Annotated in this window: 20 protein-coding genes, 1 tRNA gene and 1 pseudogene; 4 read left to right on the top strand and 18 right to left on the bottom strand. The window is 71.1% G+C overall.

Features of this window, described 5'->3' with window-relative positions:
• Positions 1-6: 6 nt before the first annotated feature.
• The 7 genes and pseudogenes from ACTHJJ_RS07620 to thrS all read right to left on the bottom strand — a co-directional run bounded on the left by ACTHJJ_RS07620 (position 7) and on the right by thrS (position 7015).
• Complete coding sequence (locus tag ACTHJJ_RS07620; protein ID WP_440302333.1) at positions 7-558, bottom strand: hypothetical protein; 552 nt, start codon at positions 556-558, stop codon at positions 7-9.
• A complete protein-coding gene (locus ACTHJJ_RS07615; protein WP_440302332.1) occupies positions 555-1730 on the bottom strand; it encodes a glycosyltransferase family 4 protein in 1176 nt (391 codons plus the stop codon). The genes ACTHJJ_RS07620 and ACTHJJ_RS07615 overlap by 4 nt, the downstream gene beginning before the upstream one ends.
• Positions 1727-2698, bottom strand: coding sequence for a phosphatidylinositol mannoside acyltransferase (locus ACTHJJ_RS07610; RefSeq protein ID WP_440302331.1), 972 nt, complete (start codon positions 2696-2698; stop codon positions 1727-1729). Before ACTHJJ_RS07610 ends, ACTHJJ_RS07615 begins: the two co-directional genes overlap by 4 nt.
• Positions 2695-3318: a phosphatidylinositol phosphate synthase gene (pgsA, locus tag ACTHJJ_RS07605; RefSeq protein WP_440302330.1), complete on the bottom strand. Its 624-nt coding sequence runs from the start codon at positions 3316-3318 to the stop codon at positions 2695-2697. The genes ACTHJJ_RS07610 and pgsA overlap by 4 nt, the downstream gene beginning before the upstream one ends.
• 12 nt (positions 3319-3330) lie before the next feature.
• Positions 3331-3909, bottom strand: a complete 579-nt coding sequence (locus tag ACTHJJ_RS07600; protein ID WP_440302329.1) for an HIT family protein — start codon at positions 3907-3909, stop codon at positions 3331-3333.
• 73 nt (positions 3910-3982) lie between these two features.
• A complete protein-coding gene (locus tag ACTHJJ_RS07595; protein ID WP_440302328.1) occupies positions 3983-4693 on the bottom strand; it encodes a phosphoribosyltransferase in 711 nt (236 codons plus the stop codon).
• A 327-nt stretch (positions 4694-5020) separates the two neighbouring features.
• Positions 5021-7015 (bottom strand): annotated as a pseudogene (thrS, locus tag ACTHJJ_RS07590) (threonine--tRNA ligase).
• 367 nt (positions 7016-7382) lie between these two features.
• Between thrS and ACTHJJ_RS07585 the strand changes: the two are divergent.
• Positions 7383-8177 carry a hypothetical protein gene (locus tag ACTHJJ_RS07585; protein WP_440302327.1) on the top strand — a complete coding sequence of 265 codons (795 nt, stop codon included), beginning with the start codon at positions 7383-7385 and terminating at the stop codon, positions 8175-8177.
• A gap of 216 nt (positions 8178-8393) precedes the next feature.
• On the opposite strand, the gene ACTHJJ_RS07580 is transcribed toward ACTHJJ_RS07585, so the two are convergent.
• From ACTHJJ_RS07580 to ACTHJJ_RS07570, 3 genes are read right to left on the bottom strand one after another with little or no spacing between them, the layout of a single operon-like run.
• Entirely contained in the window at positions 8394-9272 is an 879-nt protein-coding gene (locus ACTHJJ_RS07580; RefSeq protein WP_440302326.1) for a MaoC family dehydratase, read from the bottom strand.
• A 4-nt stretch (positions 9273-9276) separates the two neighbouring features.
• Positions 9277-10593: a 3-oxoacyl-ACP reductase gene (locus ACTHJJ_RS07575; protein WP_440302325.1), complete on the bottom strand. Its 1317-nt coding sequence runs from the start codon at positions 10591-10593 to the stop codon at positions 9277-9279.
• A gap of 3 nt (positions 10594-10596) precedes the next feature.
• The gene (locus tag ACTHJJ_RS07570; protein ID WP_440302324.1) at positions 10597-11907 is read right to left on the bottom strand and encodes an acetyl-CoA C-acetyltransferase; all 1311 of its coding nucleotides are present in this window, start codon (positions 11905-11907) and stop codon (positions 10597-10599) included.
• A gap of 84 nt (positions 11908-11991) precedes the next feature.
• On the opposite strand from ACTHJJ_RS07570, the gene ACTHJJ_RS07565 reads away from it, so the two are divergent.
• Positions 11992-12675, top strand: coding sequence for a TetR/AcrR family transcriptional regulator (locus ACTHJJ_RS07565; protein WP_440302323.1), 684 nt, complete (start codon positions 11992-11994; stop codon positions 12673-12675).
• A 20-nt stretch (positions 12676-12695) separates the two neighbouring features.
• Positions 12696-14666, top strand: coding sequence for an acyl-CoA dehydrogenase family protein (locus ACTHJJ_RS07560; RefSeq protein WP_440302322.1), 1971 nt, complete (start codon positions 12696-12698; stop codon positions 14664-14666).
• A gap of 72 nt (positions 14667-14738) precedes the next feature.
• Here ACTHJJ_RS07560 and ACTHJJ_RS07555 read toward each other — a convergent pair whose 3' ends face one another.
• The 8 genes from ACTHJJ_RS07555 to ACTHJJ_RS07520 form a co-directional block, all read right to left on the bottom strand.
• Positions 14739-15266 carry a flavin reductase gene (locus tag ACTHJJ_RS07555; RefSeq protein ID WP_440302321.1) on the bottom strand — a complete coding sequence of 176 codons (528 nt, stop codon included), beginning with the start codon at positions 15264-15266 and terminating at the stop codon, positions 14739-14741.
• A 9-nt stretch (positions 15267-15275) separates the two neighbouring features.
• Positions 15276-15752 (bottom strand): hemerythrin domain-containing protein, encoded by a 477-nt coding sequence (locus tag ACTHJJ_RS07550; protein WP_440302320.1) that lies wholly within the window; start codon positions 15750-15752, stop codon positions 15276-15278.
• A 304-nt stretch (positions 15753-16056) separates the two neighbouring features.
• Positions 16057-16130 (bottom strand) — tRNA-Val (locus ACTHJJ_RS07545).
• Between the two features lie 91 nt (positions 16131-16221).
• A complete protein-coding gene (locus ACTHJJ_RS07540) occupies positions 16222-16698 on the bottom strand; it encodes a TIGR02611 family protein (protein WP_440302319.1) in 477 nt (158 codons plus the stop codon).
• Positions 16695-17543 (bottom strand): aminotransferase class IV, encoded by an 849-nt coding sequence (locus tag ACTHJJ_RS07535; RefSeq protein ID WP_440302318.1) that lies wholly within the window; start codon positions 17541-17543, stop codon positions 16695-16697. The genes ACTHJJ_RS07540 and ACTHJJ_RS07535 overlap by 4 nt, the downstream gene beginning before the upstream one ends.
• A 25-nt stretch (positions 17544-17568) precedes the next feature.
• Positions 17569-18678, bottom strand: a complete 1110-nt coding sequence (locus ACTHJJ_RS07530; protein ID WP_440302317.1) for a chorismate-binding protein — start codon at positions 18676-18678, stop codon at positions 17569-17571.
• 5 nt (positions 18679-18683) lie between these two features.
• Positions 18684-19646, bottom strand: a complete 963-nt coding sequence (gene ligD / locus ACTHJJ_RS07525) for a non-homologous end-joining DNA ligase (RefSeq protein WP_440302316.1) — start codon at positions 19644-19646, stop codon at positions 18684-18686.
• A gap of 39 nt (positions 19647-19685) precedes the next feature.
• The gene (locus ACTHJJ_RS07520; protein WP_440302315.1) at positions 19686-20360 is read right to left on the bottom strand and encodes a winged helix-turn-helix transcriptional regulator; all 675 of its coding nucleotides are present in this window, start codon (positions 20358-20360) and stop codon (positions 19686-19688) included.
• Positions 20361-20530: 170 nt separating this feature from the next.
• On the opposite strand from ACTHJJ_RS07520, the gene ACTHJJ_RS07515 reads away from it, so the two are divergent.
• Entirely contained in the window at positions 20531-21376 is an 846-nt protein-coding gene (locus ACTHJJ_RS07515) for a class I SAM-dependent methyltransferase (protein ID WP_440302314.1), read from the top strand.
• The last annotated feature ends 5 nt before the right edge of the window (positions 21377-21381 follow it).

Raw genomic sequence — 21381 nt, 5'->3', positions numbered from 1 at the left:
CGGCCGTCACCGCTCCAGGCCGGGTGGGACCTCGTCGTTGAACTCGACGGTGACCGGCATCGGGGTGTGACCGGCGAGGTGGAAGAGCCGGACGACGAGCTGGCGCCGGACCCTTCGGACATCGGTCACCGCGTCGTTGTGGAAGCGCCGCGCGAGCTGGACCCGGGTACAGGCCGAGGAGAGCCGGTCGAGGTGGTCCTCCCCCAGCGGCCCGGACAGCCGGAGGTGGTCGACGAGCTCGGGCGTGAGGGTGAGGCTCAGGACCTCGGTGAGGTCGCTCTCGACCGCCTCCCGGATCTCGCCGTCCACGTCCGGGGTCTCGAGCGACTGGGCCGCCGCGCCGGCCAGGATGAGGGCCGTGGCACCGTCGACCAGCCCACTGTTGGCGAGCTCGACCGAGGCCTCCGCCCGCCGCACCAGCTGCGCGTCGAGGGCCGCGACCGTGCCGGTGAGCCGGACGTGGAGCCGGTCGAGGCGGGCAGCGGTGTAGGTGAGGTACCAGGCGATCATGACGAGGACGAAGAGCGCCGCGAAGACCCAGGTGAGTGTCTCGGTCATCGGCCCAGTCCTCCGCGCAGGAACCGGCTCCACCGGCCGGCGGGCGGGGTGAGCGCAGCGCTGCGTCCCTCGATGACGGTCTCGTAGACCGCCATGATCTTGGCCGCGACGACCGACCAGTCGAACTGTCGGGCCCGCTGCCGGCCGGCCTCGGCCAGCACCGCGCGCCGCTCAGGGTCGCCGAGCAGGGCGAGGAGCGCGTGGGCCAGGTGGGCCGGCTCCTCGTTGCGGAACAGTGCCCCGGCCCGTCCGCCGTCGAGCACCCGGGAAAAGGCGGGCAGGTCGCTCGCGAGCACGCACGACCCGGCGGACATGGCCTCGATGAGGATGATGCCGAAGCTCTCGCCGCCGGTGTTCGGGGCGACGTAGACGTCGACGGAGGCGAGCAGGGAGGCCTTGTCCTCATCGGAGACGGCGCCGAGGAACTCGCAGGCGTCGGCGACACCGGGGGGCATCCCGTCGGTGACATGCTCGACGTCTCCGGGGCCGGCGACCAGGACACGCAGGCCCGGGAGCTCGCGCAGCACCTCGGGCAGGGCGGCGGCGAGGACGGGCAGGCCCTTGCGCGGCTCCGCCATCCGGCCGAGGAAGGCGATCGTCGGCCGCTCCGCCGTGCCGACCCACTCGGCTCGCTTCGGGGCGCGGGCGAAGCGGTCGACGTAGACGCCGTTCGGGATGACGACGGCGTCGCCCCCGATGTGGGTCGTCACGGTCCGGCGGGCGTCCTCGCTGACCGCGATCCGGCCGGCGATCTTCTCGAGGCTGGGGCGCACGAGCGGGTAGGCGGTCTGCATGGTGCGCGACCGGACCATCGAGGTGTGGAAGGTCGCGACGATGGGGCCGTCGGCCGCGAGCAGCGCAAGGACACTGACGCTCGGGGTGACCGGTTCGTGCAGGTGGAGGACGTCGAACTCCCCGTGGTCGAGCCACCGGCTCACCTTGCCCGCCGTGACCGGTCCGAAGTTCAGCCGCGCCACCGACCCGTTGTAGCGGACCGGGGTCGCCCGACCCGCCGAGACGACGTACTCGGGCAGCTCCGTGTCGCTGTCGGCTGGCGCGAGGACCGAGACGTCGTGGCCGTCGCCGAGGAAGTACTCCGCGAGGTCCCGGACGTGGAACTGCACCCCGCCGGGCAGGTCGAACGAGTAGGGGCAGACGATCCCGATCCTCACGTGACAGCCCCTCGTGCCGGCGCGCGGACGGGGTCGAGGTCGTCGACGAACACCCGCTGCAGCATGTGCCAGCTGCTCGTGTGCGAGCGGATGGTCTCCGCGAGGTGGTCCGCACACTGCTGCACGAGGTCCTGGGCGAGCTCGGCGGTGCCGCCGCTGACGCGCGGGGTGAGGCGCGGGCTCACCTCGACGAGCGTGCGGTAGCCACCCAACCCCTCGCCGTGCGGAGCCTTCTCGTAGTGGACGCGCGCGGCATACAGGGGGGAACCGGTCATCAGCGAGAGGAGGGCAGGGCCCTTCGCCATCCGTGCCCGGTGCCCGAGCAAGTCGACCTCCACGCCGTTGGCGGTCAGGTCGCGGTCGCTCGCGAGGGCGATGAGCCGGCCGCCCTTCTTGGCCGCCCGGAGCAGCTCGTGGAACGGGTTGTCCCCGCCCTCGAGGGGGATGATGTCCATCTGGATGCTGTTGCGGAAGGCGACGAAGTCCTGGAAGACCTCCTCCGGCTTGAGGCGCTCCGCGACGGTGGTCACCGGGGCAAGGTTGCGGGCCGACCAGGCCGCCGCCATGTCGAAGTTGCCGAGGTGCCCGACAAAGACGATCGCCGTGCCGCCGGCCCGACACGTATCGCGCATCTCCTCGAAGCCGGTGACCCTCGCCGCACGGTCGATCTGCTCCGGACGCAGGGACGGCAGCCGGAAGGCCTCGCAGTAGTAGCGCATGTACGAGCGCATGCCGTCGTGGACGAGCTCGTCGAGCTCGGCGGGCGTCAGCTCTGGGCGCACCCTGGCGTAGTTGCTCCGGAGCCGCTCGATGCCCTTCCCACCCCGCCAGACGGCCACGTCGGCGATCCGCGCGAACAGCCCGTATGCCGCTCGCTCGGGCATCGCGCGCACGGCCGACCAGCCGAGGCGGAACCCGAGCACGCTCGCAGCACCCGTGAGCCGACCGCCGAGGGGGGCACGTCTCACCGCGAGACCTCCCCCGCGGCCAGCGCCTGACGGCGCACCGTCAGCATCCGCTGGACGACCGTGACAAGGCTGGCGACGGCGAGCAGGCCGAGGACGGCACCGAGCAGGACCGGGACGTCGAAGACGTCGGCGAAGAAGGCCGCGACCAGGACAGCGACGAGGCGGTCGGCCCGCTCCGCGATGCCGACGTTGGCGGTGAAGTCGAGTCCTTCGGCCCGTGCCTTGGCGTAGGAGACGACGCTGCCGAGGATGAGGCAGGCGAGGGCGAGGCCGGCCATGAGCGAGCTGTCCCCGTCGCGGGTGAAGTAGAGGACGAGGCCGCCGAAGACGGCCGCGTCGCCGACCCGGTCCAGCGTGGAGTCGAGGTAGGCGCCCCACTTGCTCGACCGCCCGGACGCCCGGGCCATGATGCCATCGACGGTGTCGGAGAAGACGAAAGCGGTGATGACGAGCACGCCGATCCAGAGCTGCCCGCGGGGGAAGAAGACGAGAGCGCCGGCGCAGACGCCCAGGGTGCCGACGATCGTGACGACGTCAGGGCTGACGCCGAGCCTCAGGAGCACGTGCGCGATCGGGCTGAGCAACTTGGTGAACGTTGCCCGCAGCAGACGGTTGAGCATGGTGTCGTCAGCCTACTGACCGGCGCCGGGCCAGTTGGAGACGATCTGCTCGCGCGTGTCCTCGAGGAGCACGGGCAGCGCCTTGGTCTGCCCGACGATCGGCAGGAAGTTCATGTCGCCCGCCCAACGCGGGACGACGTGCTGGTGCAGGTGTGCCGCGACGCCGGCCCCGGCCACCGCGCCCTGGTTCATGCCGATGTTGAACCCGTGCGGCTCGGAGGCCGACTGCAGGGCCCGGATGGCCTGCTTCGTCAGGAGGGTGAACTCCGCCGTCTCCTGGTCGGTCAGGTCGACGTAGAGCGACACGTGGCGGTACGGGCAGACGAGGACGTGTCCGGGGTTGTAGGGGAAGAGGTTCATCACCACGTAGCAGTGCTCACCGCGGTGGACGATGAGCCCCTCGGCGTCGTCCTTGCCCGAGGCCGTGCAGAACGGGCAGCCGTGGCCGGCCTCATCCGTGGGCTTCTCCCCCGCGATGTACGCCATCCGATGGGGCGTCCAGAGTCGCTCGAAGCCGTCGTCCACGTGGACGAGGTCGTCCACGTCCTCGATGCGCACCGAGGACGGCGTCTCCCCGTTCTGGTCGGTCATGCCCGCGATCCTATGGGGTGCTCCTCCCTTGCCGGGCAGCGTGTCGATTCGGAGATCGCCGGGTAGGGCGTGTTCAATGGTCCCGGCCCTGCGATGTGTGAGATCGCAGGGCCTCACCATTCTCCGGGTCGGCAGCGGGACCGCCTGAGCCGGGATGGGCCGCCTCGAGCAGCCGCTCCACCTCATCGTCCGTGGTCGCGTCGAAGTCGTCGTAGGCGCCACCGACGGCCCGGAAGCCCCACGGCTTCTCGAGGCAGACGACCGCGTCGGCCTCGGGCATCCGGTCGTCGATGTCCGGTGGGCCGACCGGAACGGCCACGACGACCTGCCGCGCCCCGAGCGCCCGGACGACGAGGCAGGCGACCCGGGCCGTCGCGCCGGTCGCGATGCCGTCGTCGACGATGACCGCCGTCCGGCCGGAGAGCTCGGCGCGGGGCCGGCCCCGCCGGAGGCGGGCAACCCGATCCTGCAGGACTTCACGCTCCTGGTCCTCGACCTCGGCGAGGCGCCGCTCGTCGACCCGGGCCGCCCGCATGATCCGCGCGTCGACGACCCGCCCCCCTTCCTCACCGATGGCGCCCATGGCCAGCTCCGGCTGGCTCGGCACGCCGAGCTTGCGCACGACGACGACGTCGAGGGGGGCACCGAGGCGGCGTGCGACCTGGGCCGCGACTGGCACGCCACCGCGCGGCAGGCCGAGGACGACGGGGTCCCGGAGCGACAGGTCCGCGAGCGACTCCCCCAACCTGCGGCCGGCATCGACCCGGTCCCGGTAGACGTACACGCGGCACCTCCTGGTCGCCGGCCCGTACCCGATCAGGTTCCCGTTACCCGATCCTGCCCGCTCCTGCGCGATCTGGCCCGGCCCTGTGCACCGGCGCTGCGGCAGGGCGGCGGAGAAAGCAGACGGCCCTGCGGGTGTGAGAGCCGCAGGGCCGGTGCAAGACGGAAGGTGAAGGCCCGGGAAGTATGAGTTCCCGGGCCTTCTGTTCCTCATTCGCTACAGCGATTGAGGAATCCGATCCGCCGAAGCGGTTCGGTAGGTCTGATTGAACCCCCGTTCTCGTCCCCGCGCAAGGTTTTCGCGGAAAGTCGTCGCCGGGGGGCCGGTTCACACCTGGGCGCGGGACTCGATCGCCTGGAGGATCTCGGCGATCGCGTCGTCGACGGGGACCCCGTTCTTCTGGGACCCGTCCCGGAACCGGAACGAGACGGCACCCGCGGCCCGGTCCACCTCACCGGCGATGAGGACCTAGGGCACCTAGGACTTCGAGGCGTTGCGGATCTTCTTCGGGAAGCGGTCGTCGCTCGCGTCGAGCTCGACCCGCACGCCCTTGCGGCGCAGCTGCGCGAGCACCTCGCCCAGGTAGTCGGCGTACTCCTCGGCGACCGGCAGGCCGAGCACCTGGACCGGCGAGAGCCAGACCGGGAAGGCGCCGGCATAGTGCTCGACGAGGACACCGAGGAACCGCTCGATCGAGCCGAACTTGGCCGAGTGGATCATGACCGGCTCCTGCCGTGACCCGTCCGCGGCCTGGTACTCGAGGCCGAAGCGCTCCGGCTGGTTGAAGTCGTACTGGATCGTCGACATCTGCCAGGTCCGCCCGATGGCGTCACGCGCCTGGACGGAGATCTTGGGACCGTAGTAGGCGGCGCCGCCCGGGTCCGGCACGAGCTCGAGCCCGGTCTCGGTGGCGACCTGCTCGAGGATCCTGGTGGCGTCCTCCCACTGCTCGTCGGAGCCGATGAACTTGTCCTTCTTGTCGCCCTCGGTGTCGCGGGTGGACAGCTCGAGGTAGAAGTCGTTGAGGCCGAAGTCGCGCAGCAGCGACAGGACGAAGTCGAGCAGGTGGCGGACCTCCCCCGGCGCCTGCTCACGGGTGACGTAGGAGTGCGAGTCGTCCTGCGTCATGCCCCGCACCCGGGTCAGGCCATGGACGACGCCCGACTTCTCGTAGCGGTAGACCGAGCCGAACTCGAAGAAGCGCAGCGGCAGCTCACGGTAGGAGCGCTGGCGCGACTTGTAGATGAGGTTGTGCATCGGGCAGTTCATCGCCTTGAGGCGGTACTCCGCGCCCTCCATCTCCATGGGCGGGAACATCGTCTCGGCGTAGTACGGCAGGTGGCCGGAGGTGTGGAACAGGCCGTCCTTGCTGATGTGCGGGGTTCCGACGTACTGGAAGCCCTCCTCGATGTGCCGCCGGCGGACGTAGTCCTCCATCTCGCGCTTGATGACCCCGCCCTTGGGGTGGAAGACGGCCAGGCCCGACCCGAGCTCGTCGGGGAAGGAGTAGAGGTCGAGCTCCGCGCCAAGCTTGCGGTGGTCGCGCCGCTCGGCCTCCGCGAGCCGGTCGAGGTAGGCCTTGAGCTCGTCCTTGGTGGGCCAGGCGGTGCCGTAGATGCGCTGCAGCTGGGGGTTCTTCTCCGACCCACGCCAGTAGGCGCCTCCGGATCGCATCAGCTTGAAGGCGTTGCCGATGAGCTTGGTGCTCGGGATGTGCGGCCCACGGCACAGGTCGCCCCACGCGCGGGTGCCGTCGCGGCGGATGTTGTCGTAGATGGTCAGCTCACCGGCCCCGACCTCCACGCTGGCGCCCTCGGCCGCATCGCCGGCGCCGCCCTTGAGGCCCACGAGCTCGCATTTGTACGGCTCGTCGGCGAGCTCACGCAGGGCCTCGTCATCGGTGACGACACGCCGTTGGAAGGTCTGCCCCTCGTTGACGATCTTCTGCATGGCCTTCTCGAGGGCCTTGAGGTCCTCGGGCTGGAACGGCTCGTCGACGTCGAAGTCGTAGTAGAAGCCATCGCGGATCGGAGGGCCGATGCCGAGCTTGGCGTCCGGGTTGACCTGCTGGACCGCCTGGGCGAGGACGTGGGCGGTGGAGTGCCGCAGGACGGCGAGGCCGTCCTCGCTGTCGACCGTGACCGGCTCGACGACGTCGCCCTCGCCCAAGACGTGGAAGAGGTCGCGCAGCGCCCCGTTGACGCGCGCCACGACGATGTCGCGGTCGTCACGTCCGATCTGCTTGAACAGCTCGGCCGCCGTCGTCTGCTCCGCCACCGATCGCTCGCTTCCGGCGACGGTGACGGTGATCTCTGCAGACACGGGTGTGGCTCCTTGCGTGATGAGGATGGGGTATGCCGCCCACGGCGGCACCGCCCAAGCGTATCCACTGGGCGTGGCGGCCCGTGAAACCGTTCCGGCGAGGACGTACCCTGCTGGGTGACCCGCTCGTGCGGGTCGCTCTGTTGTCGGTTTGTGGAGGTCCTGCATGGGACGCCGTACGGTCGTCCTCGCTACAGCACTTCTCTCTGTCCTGGTCGCAGCTGGATGCGGCGATGGGCCGGGCGCGTCGCCGGGGGCGCATCCGTCCGGCCGGTCGACGACCGGCGCGCAGTCGAGTTCCACGCCGCCACCCGCTTCCCCTCTGCCTGCCAACTCGGGGACTGCGGCCCCTGCACCGGCGACCGCGGTGCAGCTGCCCCGGGGCGGCCGCGCCGTCTTCCCGCACTACCGGCTCGTCGGCTTCGCCGGCCGGCCGGGGTCCGCGGCTCTCGGACGGCTCGGCATCGGGAACCTCGACGACCGCGCCCGGGAGCTCGAGCAGGTGGGGCGGCCGTATGCGGGTGGCCGGGCCGCCCTGCCCGTCCTCGAGCTCATTGCGACCGTCGTCCAGGGCAGCCCCGGTTCCGACGGGATGTACCGCATGAGGAGCTCGGACTCGGTCATCGCCCGGCACCTCGCCGCGGCACGGAAGGTCAAGGGCATCCTGTTGCTCAACATCCAGCCCGGCCGCGCCGACTTCCTCACCGAGGTCAAGGCCTACGCGAAGTGGCTGAAGGAGCCCGACGTCGGCGTGGCGCTCGATCCGGAGTGGGAGATGGGTCCCCGAGAGGTGCCGATGAAGGTCTTCGGGCACACGACCGGCAAGGAGATCGACTCGGTCGCGCGCTACCTCTCCTCAGTCGTGCAGCAGCACGACCTGCCGGAGAAGGTCCTCGTCTTCCACCAGCTCGCACCTTCGGTGGTCCGGGGCGAGTCCGCCATCGGGAGCCACCCCGGCGTCGTCGTCGTCAAGTCCGTCGACGGGATCGGCACCCGGGGCATGAAGGAGCAGACCTACCGGAAGCTGGTCCGGAACCTGCCCAAGGCCGTCCACGCCGGCTTCAAGCTCTTCTACGAGGAGGACCGCCGCCAGGGCACGTTGATGACCCCGAAGCAGGTCCTCGCGCTCCAGCCGGAGCCCGAGTACATCCTCTACGAGTGAACCTCCGTCGTCGAGCGAGCGCCCAGTCCCACCAGCCCCAGCACTCCCCCGTCGAGTGAGCACCCGCTCCCACCAGCCACAGCACTTCCCCGTCGAGTGAGCACCCGCTCCCACCAGCCCCAGCACTTCCCCGTCGAGTGAGCGCCCAGTCCCTCCAGTCACACCGGACGGTGTTGCGCCTGAGGCGGACCGCTCACTCGACTGGGTAGGGAAGGGCTAGCGTCCGGGTCCGGCGCCGGCCCAGGTGTGCTCGAGGACGGCGTGGTCCAGTTCGCCCTTGACGCCCTCGAGGAGGGAGAGCGTGCGGTGGTCCTCGAAGGCGGTCCGGAGCCGGACCGTCGACGGCAGCCGGATCGGCTTGCGGAACCAGACGTGACTCGTGATCCCCGACCCGGGCAGGCGCGGCGCGAGAGCCCCGACGCAGCGCGAGTAGGAGTACATGCCGTGGGCGATCGCGGTCGGGAATCCCAGCGGCTTGGCCAGGATCGGGTGGACGTGGATGGGGTTCCAGTCGCCGCCGATACCGGCGAACATCCGGCCCGTCCCGGCCGAGAAGCGCCACGTCGGTCCCGACCGGACGCCCTCTAGCCCGTCGAGCGAAGGTGGCTCGGATGCCTCGGCGTCCGGGTGCTCCGCACCCCGGGCGAGGTAGGTGCTCACGCCTCGCCACGCGACGTCGCCGTGGGTGCTCACCTCTGTCACGAGGTCGACCTGGCGGCCCTTCGGGTGCGCGCGCAGGTTCTCCGCGTGAACCGCCACCTCGAGCGAATCCGCCAGCGTGAGGGACGTGTTGACCGTGATGACGTTCTCGACGTGCACGGACCCCACGAGCGGGAGCGGGAAGTCGCGCTGGCTCATCACGACCATCTGGAGCGGGAAGCCGAGCAGGTGCGGATAGGGCAGCGGCAACCGCTCGGTGAGGGTGAAGCCGCAGGCCCGGGCGTACCTGACGAGGTTGTCCGAGTCCACGCTGACGCCGGGCCGCACAACGCGCAGCTCCGGCAACCGGTCGCGGTCAGCCCCCCGCTTCAGCGCCGCCGTGGCATAGATCCGCCGCAGGTCCGGTGGCCCCTCGAGGACGATTTCGCGCGTCATCCGGTCACGCTCCGAGCATGCTCTGGCCGCAGACGCGGATCACCTGGCCGTTGACCGCCGCCGCTCCTGGCTGGACGAGCCAGGCGATCGTCTCCGCGACGTCCCGGGGCTGGCCGCCCTGCTGAAGCGAGTTCATCCGGCGGCCGATCTCCCTCGTGGCAAATGGGATCCGTGCCGTCATCTCGGTCTCGATGAAGCCGGGAGCGACCCCGTTGACCGTGATCGCCCGGTCGGCGACCGCCGCCGCGGTGGCGGTCACGAGGCCGATGACGCCGGCCTTGCTCGCCGCGTAGTTGCTCTGTCCACGGTTGCCCGCGATGCCGGCCATCGAGGACAGGCACACCACTCGGCCGCCGTCGCCGAGGCCGCCCTCCCCGAGGATCGCCTCGTTCATCCGGAGGATGGAGCGCAGGTTGACGTCCATGACGCTCTGCCACCTCGACTCGTCCATGTTGACGAACAGCTTGTCGCGAGTGATCCCGGCGTTGTGCACGACGATGTCGAGGCCGCCGTGCCTGGACCGGGCGTGCTCCACGATCGTCGCACCGGCCTCGGGCGAGGTGACGTCGAGCGGGAGCGTCGTGCCGCGGACCTGGTTGGCGACGGCGGCGAGGGCCTCGCCCGCGGCGGGCACATCGACCGCCACGACCGTCGCCCCGTCGCGCGCCAGGACCTTGGCGATCTCCGCACCGATGCCGCGTGCGGCGCCCGTGACGACGGCGACCTTGCCCGCGAGGGGCTGCTCGCCGGTCGGGTTGCTGCCCCTGGTCTCGTCGATGCGGACGACCTGGCCGTCGACGTAGGCGGAGCGGCCGGATAGGAAGAACTCGACCGCGGAACGCAGCCCGTCGCTGGCCGTGCCGCGTGCGAGCACGTGGTTGGCCGTGGCTCCGGCGCGCAGCTCCTTGCCGAGGGAGCGGACAAAGCCCTCCAGCGCACGTTGGGTCGCTACGTGGGCCGGGTCGGTCAGCGTCGTCGGGTCGGTTCCCACCACCACGACGCGGCCGTTCGTCCGCAGCCGCTTGACCGCAGGCCCGAGCGTCCTCAGCAGCTCGAGCTGACCGGGGTCGGTCGCGTCGCTGAGGTCGACGACTATGGCACCGATCTTGTCGGTCGCGGCGTCGTTCGCCTCGGCCAGCGCAATGCCGGCGGCACCGACCCACTGACGGAGCTCAGCGACATACGGGCCGCTTCCGGCCACGAGAACGGGGCCGTCACAGAGGGGTCCACCGGGCTCGTACCGGCGCAGGCGCGTGGGCTGCGGCACTCCGGCCATCTTGGCGACGGGCGAGGTGATGATCGTCGTGAACAGGTCTGTCATGGGTCAGGCCTCCAGGATCGCGGTGACGCCCTGCCCGCCGGCAGCGCAGATGGAGATCAGGCCCCGAACCGTGCGGTCCGGTTCCTGCTGCTTCTTCTCGTGCAGCAGCTTGGCGAGGGTGGCGACGATGCGTCCGCCGGTCGCGGCGAAGGGGTGGCCCGTCGCGAGGGACGAGCCGGTGACGTTGAGCCGCTCGCGGTCGATCGAGCCGAGCGGCGCGTCGAGCCCCAGGCGCTCCTTGCAGAACCGGGGGTCCTCCCACGCGCTGAGCACCGCGAGCACCGTGGACGCGAAGGCCTCGTGGATCTCGTAGAAGTCGAAGTCCTGCAGGCTCAGGCCGTTTCGTGCCAGGAGCCGGGGCACGGCGTAGGCCGGGGCCATCAGCATCCCCTCGTGGCCGTGGACGTAGTCGACCGCGGCGGTCTCGGCGTCGACGAACCAGGCGAGGGGGCTGAGGCGGTGCTCGCTCGCCCACTCCTCGCTCGCGAGGAGGACCGCCGATGCGCCGTCGGTGAGCGGGGTCGAGTTGCCCGCCGTCATCGTGGCGTCCGCGCCCCTGCCGAAGACGGGCTTCAGCCTGGCGAGCTGCTCGACGCTCGAGTCGGGGCGGAGGTTGTTGTCCCGAGTCAGCCCGAGGTAGGGCGTGACCAGGTCGTCGAAGAACCCGCGCTCGTAGGCGGCAGCGAGGTGCTGGTGGCTGGCTGCGGCCAGCTCGTCCTGCGCCTCTCGCGAGATCCCCCACTCCTTCGCCGTGAGCGCCATGTGCTCCCCCATCGACAGCCCGGTCCGAGGCTCGACGTTCTGCGGGATGGACGGGACGAGGTCGGTGGGACGCAGTCCGGCAAGCGCCTTGAGCCGGGTGGGCACCGACTTGGCGCGGTTCACGGCGAGGAGCGTCTCACGCAGCCCCTCGGAGACAGCGATGGGCGCGTCGCTCGCCGTGTCGGTCCCCCCGGCGATGCCCGCCTCGATCTGTCCGAGCGCGATCTTGTTGGCGACGAGGATCGCCGCCTCGAGACCGGTGCCGCAGGCCTGCTGGATGTCGTAGGCCGGGGTGTGCGGGTCGAGCTGGCTGCCGAGGACGCTCTCCCGAGTGAGGTTGAAGTCCCGGCTGTGCTTGAGGACCGCCCCGGCGACGACCTCGCCCATCCGCTCGCCGGCGAGGCCGAACCGGGCGACCAGCCCGTCGAGGGTGGCCGTGAGCATGTCCTGGTTGGAGGCCCGCGCGTAGGCGCCCTGGGCGCGGGCGAAGGGGATCCGGTTGCCACCGAGGATGGCGGCGCGCCGGGGCGGGCGCGGGCTGGTCTGCGGCATGGGGCACTCCTGACTGCGGGCGGGAGAATGGGTAACCGGTACTCACGGTAGCCGATACACCGAGTCCCTGCTACGTTCGGTGCTATGAGCCTGCCCACGCCCGGTGAGCCCCGGTCCGGCCCGTCCCGCGACGGGCGGGACACCCGATGGGAGCAGCACCGGGAGCAACGCCGGTCCGAGCTCGTCGACGCCACGATCCGCGCGATCCGGACCCATGGGGCCGGCGTCGGCATGGACGACATCGCCAGCCAGGCCGCGACGAGCAAGACCGTGGTGTACCGCCACTTCGGAGACAAGGCCGGCCTCTACCAGGCTGTGGCCGACCGGATCGACCAGCGCGTCTACCGGCACGTCGCCGCCGCGCTGTCCTCGATGGGCCACTCCGAGGACCTGCGCCTGGTCGTCGCCTCGACGGTCGAGGCCTACCTGTCGCTCGTGGAGTCGGATCCGGAGGTCTACCGCTTCGTCGTCAACAGGCCGCTGGTGGACCGCCCCCTCGCAGACGACCCCGTGGAGGCGACGACGAACCGAGTCGTCGACCTGCTCCTGTCGGCCGTGCCCTTCGCCGCCGATGCCCGGCGTGCCCGTGTCCGGGCCCTCGCGTTGGTCGGCTCGGTCCAGGCCGTCGCCGACGACTGGCTCTCGTCCCCGGACCGGCTGCCCCGGGCCGATGTCGTCGACGTGCTGACCGACCTCGCCTGGCACGGGCTCGGACCGATGCTGGCCGAGCCGCCCGCAGCTCCCGAACCAGACACCCGACCGACCTGACAGCATCCGTGGAGGATCCGATGACCGCACCCGCCACCTCGGCGCAGGCCCCCCGACACACCGAGCCCCTCGCCGATGCTGTCGTCGACGCGCTCCAGGCACTCCTCGACGGCACCCGCCGCGACGTCCGCGACCAGTGCCGACAGCTGGAGCCGGAGCTGTTCGCCCCGCCCGGGCAGCCTCTCGACATGGAGTCCCACCGGGCACGGGTGCGGCAGCAGCTCGCGCGACTCGCCGAAACCCCTTGGCCAGCTGGCGGATTCCCCGTCGAGCAGGGCGGCACGGCACGCTACGCCGACTCGGTGACCGCCCTTGAGATGCTGGGGCATGCGGACCTCTCGCTCCTCGTCAAGGCCGGAGTCCAGTGGGGGCTCTTCGGTGGGGCGGTCTCTCTCCTCGGGACCGAGCGCCACTGGGCGATGCTGCCCGACATCATCTCCGGACGGCTCCTCGGCTGCTTCGCGATGACCGAGACGGCCCACGGCAGCGACGTGCAGGGCCTGCTCACCACCGCCACCTACGACCCGGAGAGCGACGAGATCGTCGTGCACTCCCCCGCCCTCGGGGCCCGCAAGGACTACATCGGCGGCGCGGCCCGGGACGCGACGGTAGCCGCCGTCTTCGCCCAGCTCCTCGTGGGCGACGAGAACCACGGCGTGCACTGCGTTCTCGTACCCATACGGGACGACAGCGGCGCGCCCCGGCCCGGAGTCACCCTGTCCGACTGCGGTCCCAAGCTCGGGCTCAACGGAGTCGACAACGGCCGGATTCTCTTCGACCACGTGCGCGTCCCGCGCACCAACCTGCTGGGCCGCTACGGCGACATCGACGAGGAGGGCCGCTACCGCAGCCCGATCGCCAGCTCGGGTCGACGGTTCTTCACGATGCTGGGCGCACTCATCCGGGGCCGGATCAGCGTCGGCGGCGCCGCCGGCGCCGCCGCCCGGAGTGCCCTTACCTTGGCGATCCGGTACGGCGACGAGCGCACCCAGTTCGCCAAGCCGAACAGCTCCGAGGAGGTCCGCCTGCTCGACTACCGCACCTACCAGCGACGGCTGCTGCCGCGCCTCGCCCAGAGCTATGCCCTCGGCTTCGCCCAGAGCGAGCTCGTGTCCGCCATGGACGACGTCCTCAGCGGTCGGGCGACGACCGAGCAGGACCAGCGCCAGCTCGAGGCACGGGCGGCCGGCATCAAGGCCCTCATGACGTGGCACGCCGCCGAGACGATCCAGGAGTGCCGGGAGGCGTGCGGTGGCGCCGGCTACATGTGGGCCAACCGGTTCGCATCCCTCAAGGCGGACACCGACATCTTCACGACGTTCGAGGGGGACAACACCGTCCTGCTCCAGCTCGTGGCCAAGGGCCTGCTCGGCGACTACCAGGAGACGTTCGGCGACCTCGACACCCTCGGCATCATCCGCTTCGGTGCCCGGCTCACCACGGGCACCGTCCTCGAGCGCTCGGCGGTCCGTGGGCTGGTCCAGAAGATCATCGACGCGGCGCCCGGGCGCCCGGACGAGACGCCGTTCACCACCCGAGGCTCCCAGCTGCGCCTCGTCCGGGACCGCGAGGAGCACCTCGTCGAGACCCTAGCCATCCGGCTGCGCCGGGTCAGCGACTCCCACGCCGACGCCTTCAACGCCTTCAACCGGTGCCAGGACCACCTCGTCGAGACGGCCCGGGCGCACGTCGAGCGAGTCGTCCTCGAGGCGTTTGCGGCCGCCGTGGAGACGTGCCCGCCGGGCGAGGCTCGGAGCCTGCTCGACCGGCTGTGCGACCTGCACGCCCTCTCGACCATCGAGCGGCACAAGGACTGGTACCTCGAGCACGACCGGCTGAGCCCGGCCCGCACCAAGGCTCTGACGGCGACGGTCAACGACCTCTGCGAGCGGCTGCGGCCCGACGCGCGCCGGCTCGTCGACGCCTTCGGCATCCCCGAGGCGTGGCTGGCCACCGAGATGATGGCCGACCACGAGGAGGGCTACTGGTGACGGGACCGGTCGCCAACCCGCATCGGATGACCCCGCACCGCAGGACCCCGCGTTGTATGGCGCGGCCAGCGCTCAGTCGGAGGGCCTGAGGTAGCGCCCGCGGCGGTGCACGAGCGGCCGGTCCTCCTCGCCGACGGCCACGGTCTCGATGACCGTGTCGACCAGATCGGACCAGCCGGCCGGGCGTGGTGCGTAGTCGTCACCGGCGAGGCGCACCCCCGCCCACGCGGAGGCGGTGGTGAGCACCGGTCCCCAGTCGGTCTGCTCCCAGCTCCCCCGCCGGAAGGCGCCACCTGGAGCGGGGAAGAGGCCGGCGAAGACGTCCGCGAGCTCCCGGTCCCGCCACTCGAGCAGCTGGACCACCGCCGTGCCGGTCTCGAGGAGCCGCTCGAGCAGCTCCGACTCCGGGTGCAGCAGCCCGACGACGTGGGCCGGCTCCCCGGGCGAGACGAGGTAGGACGACACGGTGAGGCCGGCGCGCCCGGCCCCCGCACCCGAGGTCCAGAGCGACACCGTCCCGCCGACCCGTCCGCGCAGTCGACGGACCGGGTCGCGGTCGGTCTCTGGCGGCAGGAAGGGGTGGTCGGAGTGGATGGTCATCGGCGGCGCTCAGCCGTTGCCGACCTGGGCGCACACCCAGTCGGTCGGCATGGTGCCCGAGCGCATGAAGTCGCGCACCGCGTCCTTTTGGGAGTCGGTGAGCGCGGCGTCGGCCTGCGGGTAGATGATCGGCTCCTCCTTGCCGTTGTGCACCTCGAGCTCGTGCAGCAGCTGACGACACCTGTCCGGCACCGAGTCGGCGACCGTCCCGCTGCCCACCTCGAGATTGAGTGCATCGAGTGTCCGCCAGATCTCCCCGTGCTCGCGCTCCATGACGAGGATCGGCGCAAGCATCCCCTTGGCGCGCAGCGGCGGGAAGATGAGGGCCTCCTCGATGTAGATGTGTCGTTGGAGCAGGTCGGTCGCGCGGCGCAGGTCCTGGTGGCGGACGTGCCGCTCACGCAGTCCCTGCACGAAGTCCTCGATGGCTTCGTCGACGTCGTGGTGTTCGCGCTCCATGAGTGCCGTCAGGGTGGTGTCGTCCATGGGATCGCCTCCTGCGAGGCAGTTTAGGCGGCGACCCGCACTCCGGAGGGCCACCACGGTGCCCAGCTCTCGGTTCCCGGAACCGGCACACCTGGTGCGGGTGTTCGGACTGGCGCATTGCGGCGACAACCCTCTGGCGGGGCGAAGTACGACGCGGTGCTCGCCGGGCAGCGCGGCCGCGAGCGGTATGAACGACGGGCCCGAAAGCCATCCCTCGCTGGCAGCGGCGCAACCTCCGGGCGGGCGGTCCGGGTCCTCGCGGGATACCGGCCGGCGCCTCGGGCGCACTCCCACCGCCGGAGAGTGGACGTGAAGGGACTCGAACCCCTGACCTCTCGCGTGTGAAGCGAACGCTCTAACCAACTGAGCTACACGTCCAGGACGTCGCCCTTGTGGGGCGACGGAGGGAAACACTATCCAATCCACCGCGCGTTCCGGTAATCGGCCCGCCACCCCGCCCGGAACGCGCTCAGTCGATCCCCGGCACCTGCCGCAGCGAGTCCGTGGCCCAGCCCGGCAGGAAGCCCGGCAAGCCCATGACGACGAACGCCGCCCAGAGGATCGTCCAGACGAGCAGCAGCGTGGCGAGCGCGACGAGACCGCGGAGCCAGACGGGTTGCGCCATGACCCAGTCGTTCCACCTGCCCACCTGGCGACGGGCGAAGTCGAGCAGCCGCTGGGCGAACTCGAACTCGCTCGCGAAGATCATGAGGCCCAGGAAGACGACCAGCCAGCCGGGCCCGGGAGCCGGCACCATGATGAGCTCGGCGACGGTGACGATGCCGCCGATGACGCCGACCAGGGTGCGCCATGCGAGGTGGGTCGCGCGGTTCCATCGCAGCCTCGCTCGCCACGCCCAACGGTCCTCGTACGCGTCGAGCGTGATGTTGGCATCGGAGTAGTCGACGACGCGCTCGCGCCCCTCTGCGGTGACCTCGTCGCTCACGGGTCGACGGTCCGCTGGGTCCCGCTGCGAAACACCTCCTGCAAGCGGGTGGTGACCGGCCGCTCCGTGGGCAGCGCACGGCCGTCGACCGCGTGCACGGGGAGGATGTCCTTGGTGGAGCTCGTGATGAAGACCTCGTCCGCCTCGCCGAGCACACCGAGCGGGAGGGCGCTCTCGCGCACCGGTATGCCGCTCTCCTCCGCCCACTCGATGGTGAGCTCTCGGGTGATGCCGGGTAGCAGCCCGGACTCGACTGGAGGCGTGGAGACCTGGCCGTCGCGCACGACGAAGATGTTGCTGCCGGTGCACTCACAGAGCTCGCCGCGTGTGTTGCCGAAGACCGCCTCGATGCCGCCACGCTCCTTGGCGTAGGCGAGCGCGACGACGTTCTCGGCGTACGACGTCGTCTTCAGGCCGGCGACGGCGGACCGCTCGTTGCGTGTCCACGGCACGACGACGAGGGCCCCCGACTGGGGCGGACGCGGCTGGGGGCCGGCGAGGACGATGTAGGTGGGCATGGCCGAATCCCGGTCCGACCCGAGCGGTCCCGTCCCGCCGGTGACGCTGTAGCGCAGCCGCCCGAACTCGATGTCGCCGCCGGCCAGGACCGCCTTGATGCCCTCGTCCAGCAGGTCGAGGTCGATCGGCGGCAGGCCGAGGCCGGCCGCCGATCGCAGCAGCCGGGCGTGATGCCTCCGGAGCGCGAACGGCGCCCCGCCGTCGATCTTCGCCGTCTCGAAGACGCCGTCGCCGACGGTGATCCCGTGGTCGAGCGCCGGCAGTGCTGGTGCCTCGGCATCGACGAGGCTGCCGTTCACCCAGACGCGGATCTCCTCGCCGGTCATCCCTGCGTCCCTCCTGTCAGCGCGGTCACTCGCCTACCCTGCCGGACGCGAGGCCGATGAGTCGAGCCGCCTTCAGCTCCGTCTCGCGCCACTCCCGCTCGGGCTCGGAGTGCCAGGTGATGCCGGCGCCGGTGCCGAAGCGGAGCCAGCGTCGACCATCGCGGTCGTCCTCTGCCCAGAACGTCCGGATGCCGACCGCCAGTTCCGCCTCGCCCCGGTCGGCGTCGACCCACCCGATGGCGCCGCAGTACGGTCCGCGCGGTGCCGTCTCGAGCTCGTGGATGGTCCGGAGTGCGCTGGACTTCGGCGCGCCGGAGACCGAGCCGGGCGGGAAGGCCGCCGCCATGACGTCCGGCCACGTAGCGTCGGGCCGCAGCCTCCCGCTTACCGTCGAGACGAGGTGGACCAGGCCCGGGTGCGGTTCGAGCGCGCAGAGGGCATCGACCGTCACGCTGCCGGGCCGGCAGACATGGGAGAGGTCGTTGCGCATGAGGTCGACGATCATCACGTTCTCGGCGTGGTCCTTGTCGAGCATCTCGGCGGCGCTCGGCGCTGTCCCTTTGATCGGTCTCGTCTCGACGCGCTCGCCGCGTCGCGAGAGGAACAGCTCCGGCGAGGCGCTGACGACATCGAGCCCGGCCTCGGCGCAGCGAATCCGCGATCCGTAGGGTGACGGGTTGCCCCGGCGCACGAGCAGATCGAGTCCGTCGAGGTCTGCGTCGCGGGCGATCTCGTGAGACAGGACCCGGCAGATGTTGACCTGGTAGACCGTGCCCGCCGCGATCCGTTCACGGACCTCCCGCACCGCCTCGCGGTATGCCGCTCGCCCCAGGCTCGTCCGCCACCGCCCTCTCAGCGCAGTCCACTGCGGCGACCGGTTGCCGACGCCGCTGGGTGCGCCGTCATTCGGCCCGCTGGGCTCGACCGTCGCGAACCGCACGGCAGAAAGCTGCCCTTCGAAGGTCGCGACAACCGCCCAGAAACCCTCGCGGCCCATGGACTCGAGCGCGTCCGCTCCCCGGCGGACCTCGAGCACGTCCCGCGCCGAGCGGTCCCGGAACCGGGCATGGTCGACCACCTCGTGGGGGCCATGGTGCGGGAGGCCGCGGGTCTCCGGGAGGTGGGTGAGCGGCATACCCGTCATTCGTCGTCGGGCACGGGCTGGCCCTCGCGCTCGTCGCGGTCGGCCCACTCGAGGAGCGGCGCGATGTCGAAGACGGCCTCGTCGATGCCGGCGTGGAGGTCGCCGAGGCGCGCGAAGCGGTCGGGCATCGTCGCGATCGTGAAGTCGTCCGGCTCGATGTCGTCGACCTCGTCCCACGAGACCGGAGCGGACACCGTGCCGCGACGGTTGCCGCGCACACTGTAGGCCGCGGCCATCGTGTGGTCGCGGGCGTTCTGGTTGTAGTCGACGAAGAGGTCGGTCGGAGCCCGGTCCTTGCGCCACCACGCGGTCGTGACGTCGTCCGGTAGGCGCCGCTCCACCTCTCGGGCGAACGCCAGCGCGGCCCGCCGCACCGTCTTGAACCCGTGCTCCTGCTTGATCCGGACGTAGATGTGCATTCCCCGGCCGCCGGACGTCTTGGGCCAGCCGACCGCGCCCAGCTCCTCGAGCACCTCGTGGGCCGCGTGGGCCGCCCGCTGCACCGTCGTGAAGGGGCACTTCGGCATCGGGTCGAGGTCGATGCGCCACTCATCGGGCTCCTCGGTCTCCGGGCGCCGAGAGTTCCAGGGGTGGAACTCGACCGTCGACATCTGCACCGCCCAGGCGACATCGGCGAGCTTGGTGACACAAAGCTCGTCGGCGTGCAGCCCGTACCGCGGGAAGTGGAGCCGGACCGTCTCGACCCACGGCGGCGCCCCGGCCGGCAGGCGCTTCTGATGGACCTTGTCCCCGTCGACGCCCTTGGGGAAGCGGTGCAGCATGCACGGCCGGTCGCGCAGGGCGCCCACGATGCCCGGGCCGACGGACAGGTAGTAGTTGGCCAGGTCGAGCTTCGTCTCCCCGCGCTCTGAGAAGTAGACACGGTCCGGGTTCGTCAGCCGTACGTCATAACCGTCGACGTCGAGCTCGATCGCGGGGGTCCTGCTCGTGGCAGCCATGGGTCGATTGGACCACAGAGCGCACCGCCGGCCCGCGACTCAGCGACTCGCGGCCAGCGTGGCGAGACTCGACTGCCCTATCCAGCTCCCCAGCTCACGGCGCGCGGGAGCCGAGCCGTGGACCACAAGCTCGCCCTGCCGCTCCGCCCGGGTCCAGCGCTCCTCACCGCGCCAGATCCGGGTGAGCACGCGCAGCGGCAGCCGCGCCGTGGCGGTGACCTCGTAGCCGGGGTCCGCGTCACACACGTCCACGTCGTCGCCGGTCACGACGAGCCACCAGCGGGAGCGGCCGACCGGCACGTCGCCGAACTCGAACGCGACGACGGTCCGACCGCGGGGCCACCGGTCGACCGGAATCGTCCGGCGGATGTCCCACAGCAGCAGGTGCGGGTCGAGGTCCTCGTCGCCCAGCTCCGGGATCCAGCGCAGACCCCACACGCCGAGGGCGTTGACGACGTCGAACAGCTCCTTGCCGGACTGGGTCAGCGTGTAGGCCGTGCGCGACTCGTCGACCGTCCGGTTCACGATGCCGGCACGCTCGAGGGAGCGGAGTCGCTTGGACAGCAACGCGGGCGACATCTTCGGCACCCCGCGCCGCAGCTCGTTGAAGTGGGTGCTGCCGAGCAGGAGCTCGCGCACGATGAGCAGCGTCCACCGCTCGTCGAGAACCTCCATCGCCTTCGCGACGGGGCAGAACTGGCCGTAGAAGGTCATGTCTCCCACCTCCCCTGATCGGGCTCCCGCTGTCGATGCTGCCTCAGAAAGTGCGCCGGTGGTACAGAACTGATACCGCCGGTGCTTCAGAACCGGCACTGGATGGGCCGCGCGGGCCGCCTCGACCATGGAGCCGTCAGCACGCATGAACCGGTCGGAGGAGGACCACCATGACCCAGCAGACCAGCACAGACCCCGAGGAGCTCGCGCGAGCGGACCGGGAGCTCAAGTCCCGGCACCGCAGCATGTGGGCGCTCGGCGACTATCCGGCGGTCGCGAGCGAGCTCATTCCGAGCCTCGGGCCAGTCGTCGTCGGGGCGGCCGGGATCGGGCCCGGCCAGCAGGTCCTCGATGTCGCCGCCGGCTCCGGCAACGTCGCGATCCCCGCGGCGCTCACAGGGGCCACCGTCACCGCAAGCGACCTGACGCCAGAGCTGTTCGACGCCGGGCGCCGCGTCGCCGACGAGCAGGGCGCCTCGCTCACCTGGCAGGAGGCCGACGTCGAGGCGCTGCCCTTCGAGGACGGCCGGTTCGACGCGGTGGTCTCCTGCGTCGGCATCATGTTCGCCCCGCACCATCAGCGGGCCGCAGAGGAGGTCCTGCGCGTGTGCCGTCCCGGCGGCACGATCGCGATCGCCAGCTGGACCCCGCAGGGGTTCATCGGCCAGATGTTCGCGACGATGAAGCCGTATGTCGCTCCCCCACCCCCCGGTGCACAGCCGCCACCGCTCTGGGGCAGCGAGGAGCACGTGCGAGAGCTGTTCCGCGACAGGGTCGGCGACCTCAGCCTCGAGCGCAGGGAGTGCATCGTCGACCAGTTCGCGAGCGGCGCGGAGTTCCGGGACTACTTCAAGGCGAACTACGGGCCGACCATCGCGGCCTACCGCGGCCTCGTCGACTCCCCCGACCGCGCGGCCTCGCTCGATGCCGAGCTGGCCGACCTCGGCGACCGCGGGCTGGCACCGGACGGCACGATGCGGTGGGAGTACCTGCTCGTCACGGCGCACAAGCGATAGCGCGG

Origin of the sequence: Intrasporangium sp., from assembly GCF_051961875.1 — a bacterium.
GTDB lineage: Bacteria > Actinomycetota > Actinomycetes > Actinomycetales > Dermatophilaceae > Intrasporangium_A.
The sequence above is the reverse complement of the archived record's forward strand: the minus strand, read 5'-3'. Positions and strand labels throughout refer to the sequence as shown.

What these genes read in the sequence shown, in the direction of transcription:
- ACTHJJ_RS07620 (WP_440302333.1), bottom strand. Translation starts at nt 558, where the DNA reads ATGACCGAGACACTCACCTGGGTCTTCGCGGCGCTCTTCGTCCTCGTC.
- pgsA (WP_440302330.1), bottom strand. Translation starts at nt 3,318, where the DNA reads ATGCTCAACCGTCTGCTGCGGGCAACGTTCACCAAGTTGCTCAGCCCG.
- ACTHJJ_RS07600 (WP_440302329.1), bottom strand. Translation starts at nt 3,909, where the DNA reads ATGACCGACCAGAACGGGGAGACGCCGTCCTCGGTGCGCATCGAGGAC.
- ACTHJJ_RS07580 (WP_440302326.1), bottom strand. Translation starts at nt 9,272, where the DNA reads ATGACGCGCGAAATCGTCCTCGAGGGGCCACCGGACCTGCGGCGGATC.
- ACTHJJ_RS07575 (WP_440302325.1), bottom strand. Translation starts at nt 10,593, where the DNA reads ATGACAGACCTGTTCACGACGATCATCACCTCGCCCGTCGCCAAGATG.
- ACTHJJ_RS07570 (WP_440302324.1), bottom strand. Translation starts at nt 11,907, where the DNA reads ATGCCGCAGACCAGCCCGCGCCCGCCCCGGCGCGCCGCCATCCTCGGT.
- ACTHJJ_RS07565 (WP_440302323.1), top strand. Translation starts at nt 11,992, where the DNA reads ATGAGCCTGCCCACGCCCGGTGAGCCCCGGTCCGGCCCGTCCCGCGAC.
- ACTHJJ_RS07560 (WP_440302322.1), top strand. Translation starts at nt 12,696, where the DNA reads ATGACCGCACCCGCCACCTCGGCGCAGGCCCCCCGACACACCGAGCCC.
- ACTHJJ_RS07555 (WP_440302321.1), bottom strand. Translation starts at nt 15,266, where the DNA reads ATGACCATCCACTCCGACCACCCCTTCCTGCCGCCAGAGACCGACCGC.
- ACTHJJ_RS07550 (WP_440302320.1), bottom strand. Translation starts at nt 15,752, where the DNA reads ATGGACGACACCACCCTGACGGCACTCATGGAGCGCGAACACCACGAC.
- ACTHJJ_RS07535 (WP_440302318.1), bottom strand. Translation starts at nt 17,543, where the DNA reads ATGACCGGCGAGGAGATCCGCGTCTGGGTGAACGGCAGCCTCGTCGAT.
- ACTHJJ_RS07530 (WP_440302317.1), bottom strand. Translation starts at nt 18,678, where the DNA reads ATGCCGCTCACCCACCTCCCGGAGACCCGCGGCCTCCCGCACCATGGC.
- ligD (WP_440302316.1), bottom strand. Translation starts at nt 19,646, where the DNA reads ATGGCTGCCACGAGCAGGACCCCCGCGATCGAGCTCGACGTCGACGGT.
- ACTHJJ_RS07520 (WP_440302315.1), bottom strand. Translation starts at nt 20,360, where the DNA reads ATGACCTTCTACGGCCAGTTCTGCCCCGTCGCGAAGGCGATGGAGGTT.
- ACTHJJ_RS07515 (WP_440302314.1), top strand. Translation starts at nt 20,531, where the DNA reads ATGACCCAGCAGACCAGCACAGACCCCGAGGAGCTCGCGCGAGCGGAC.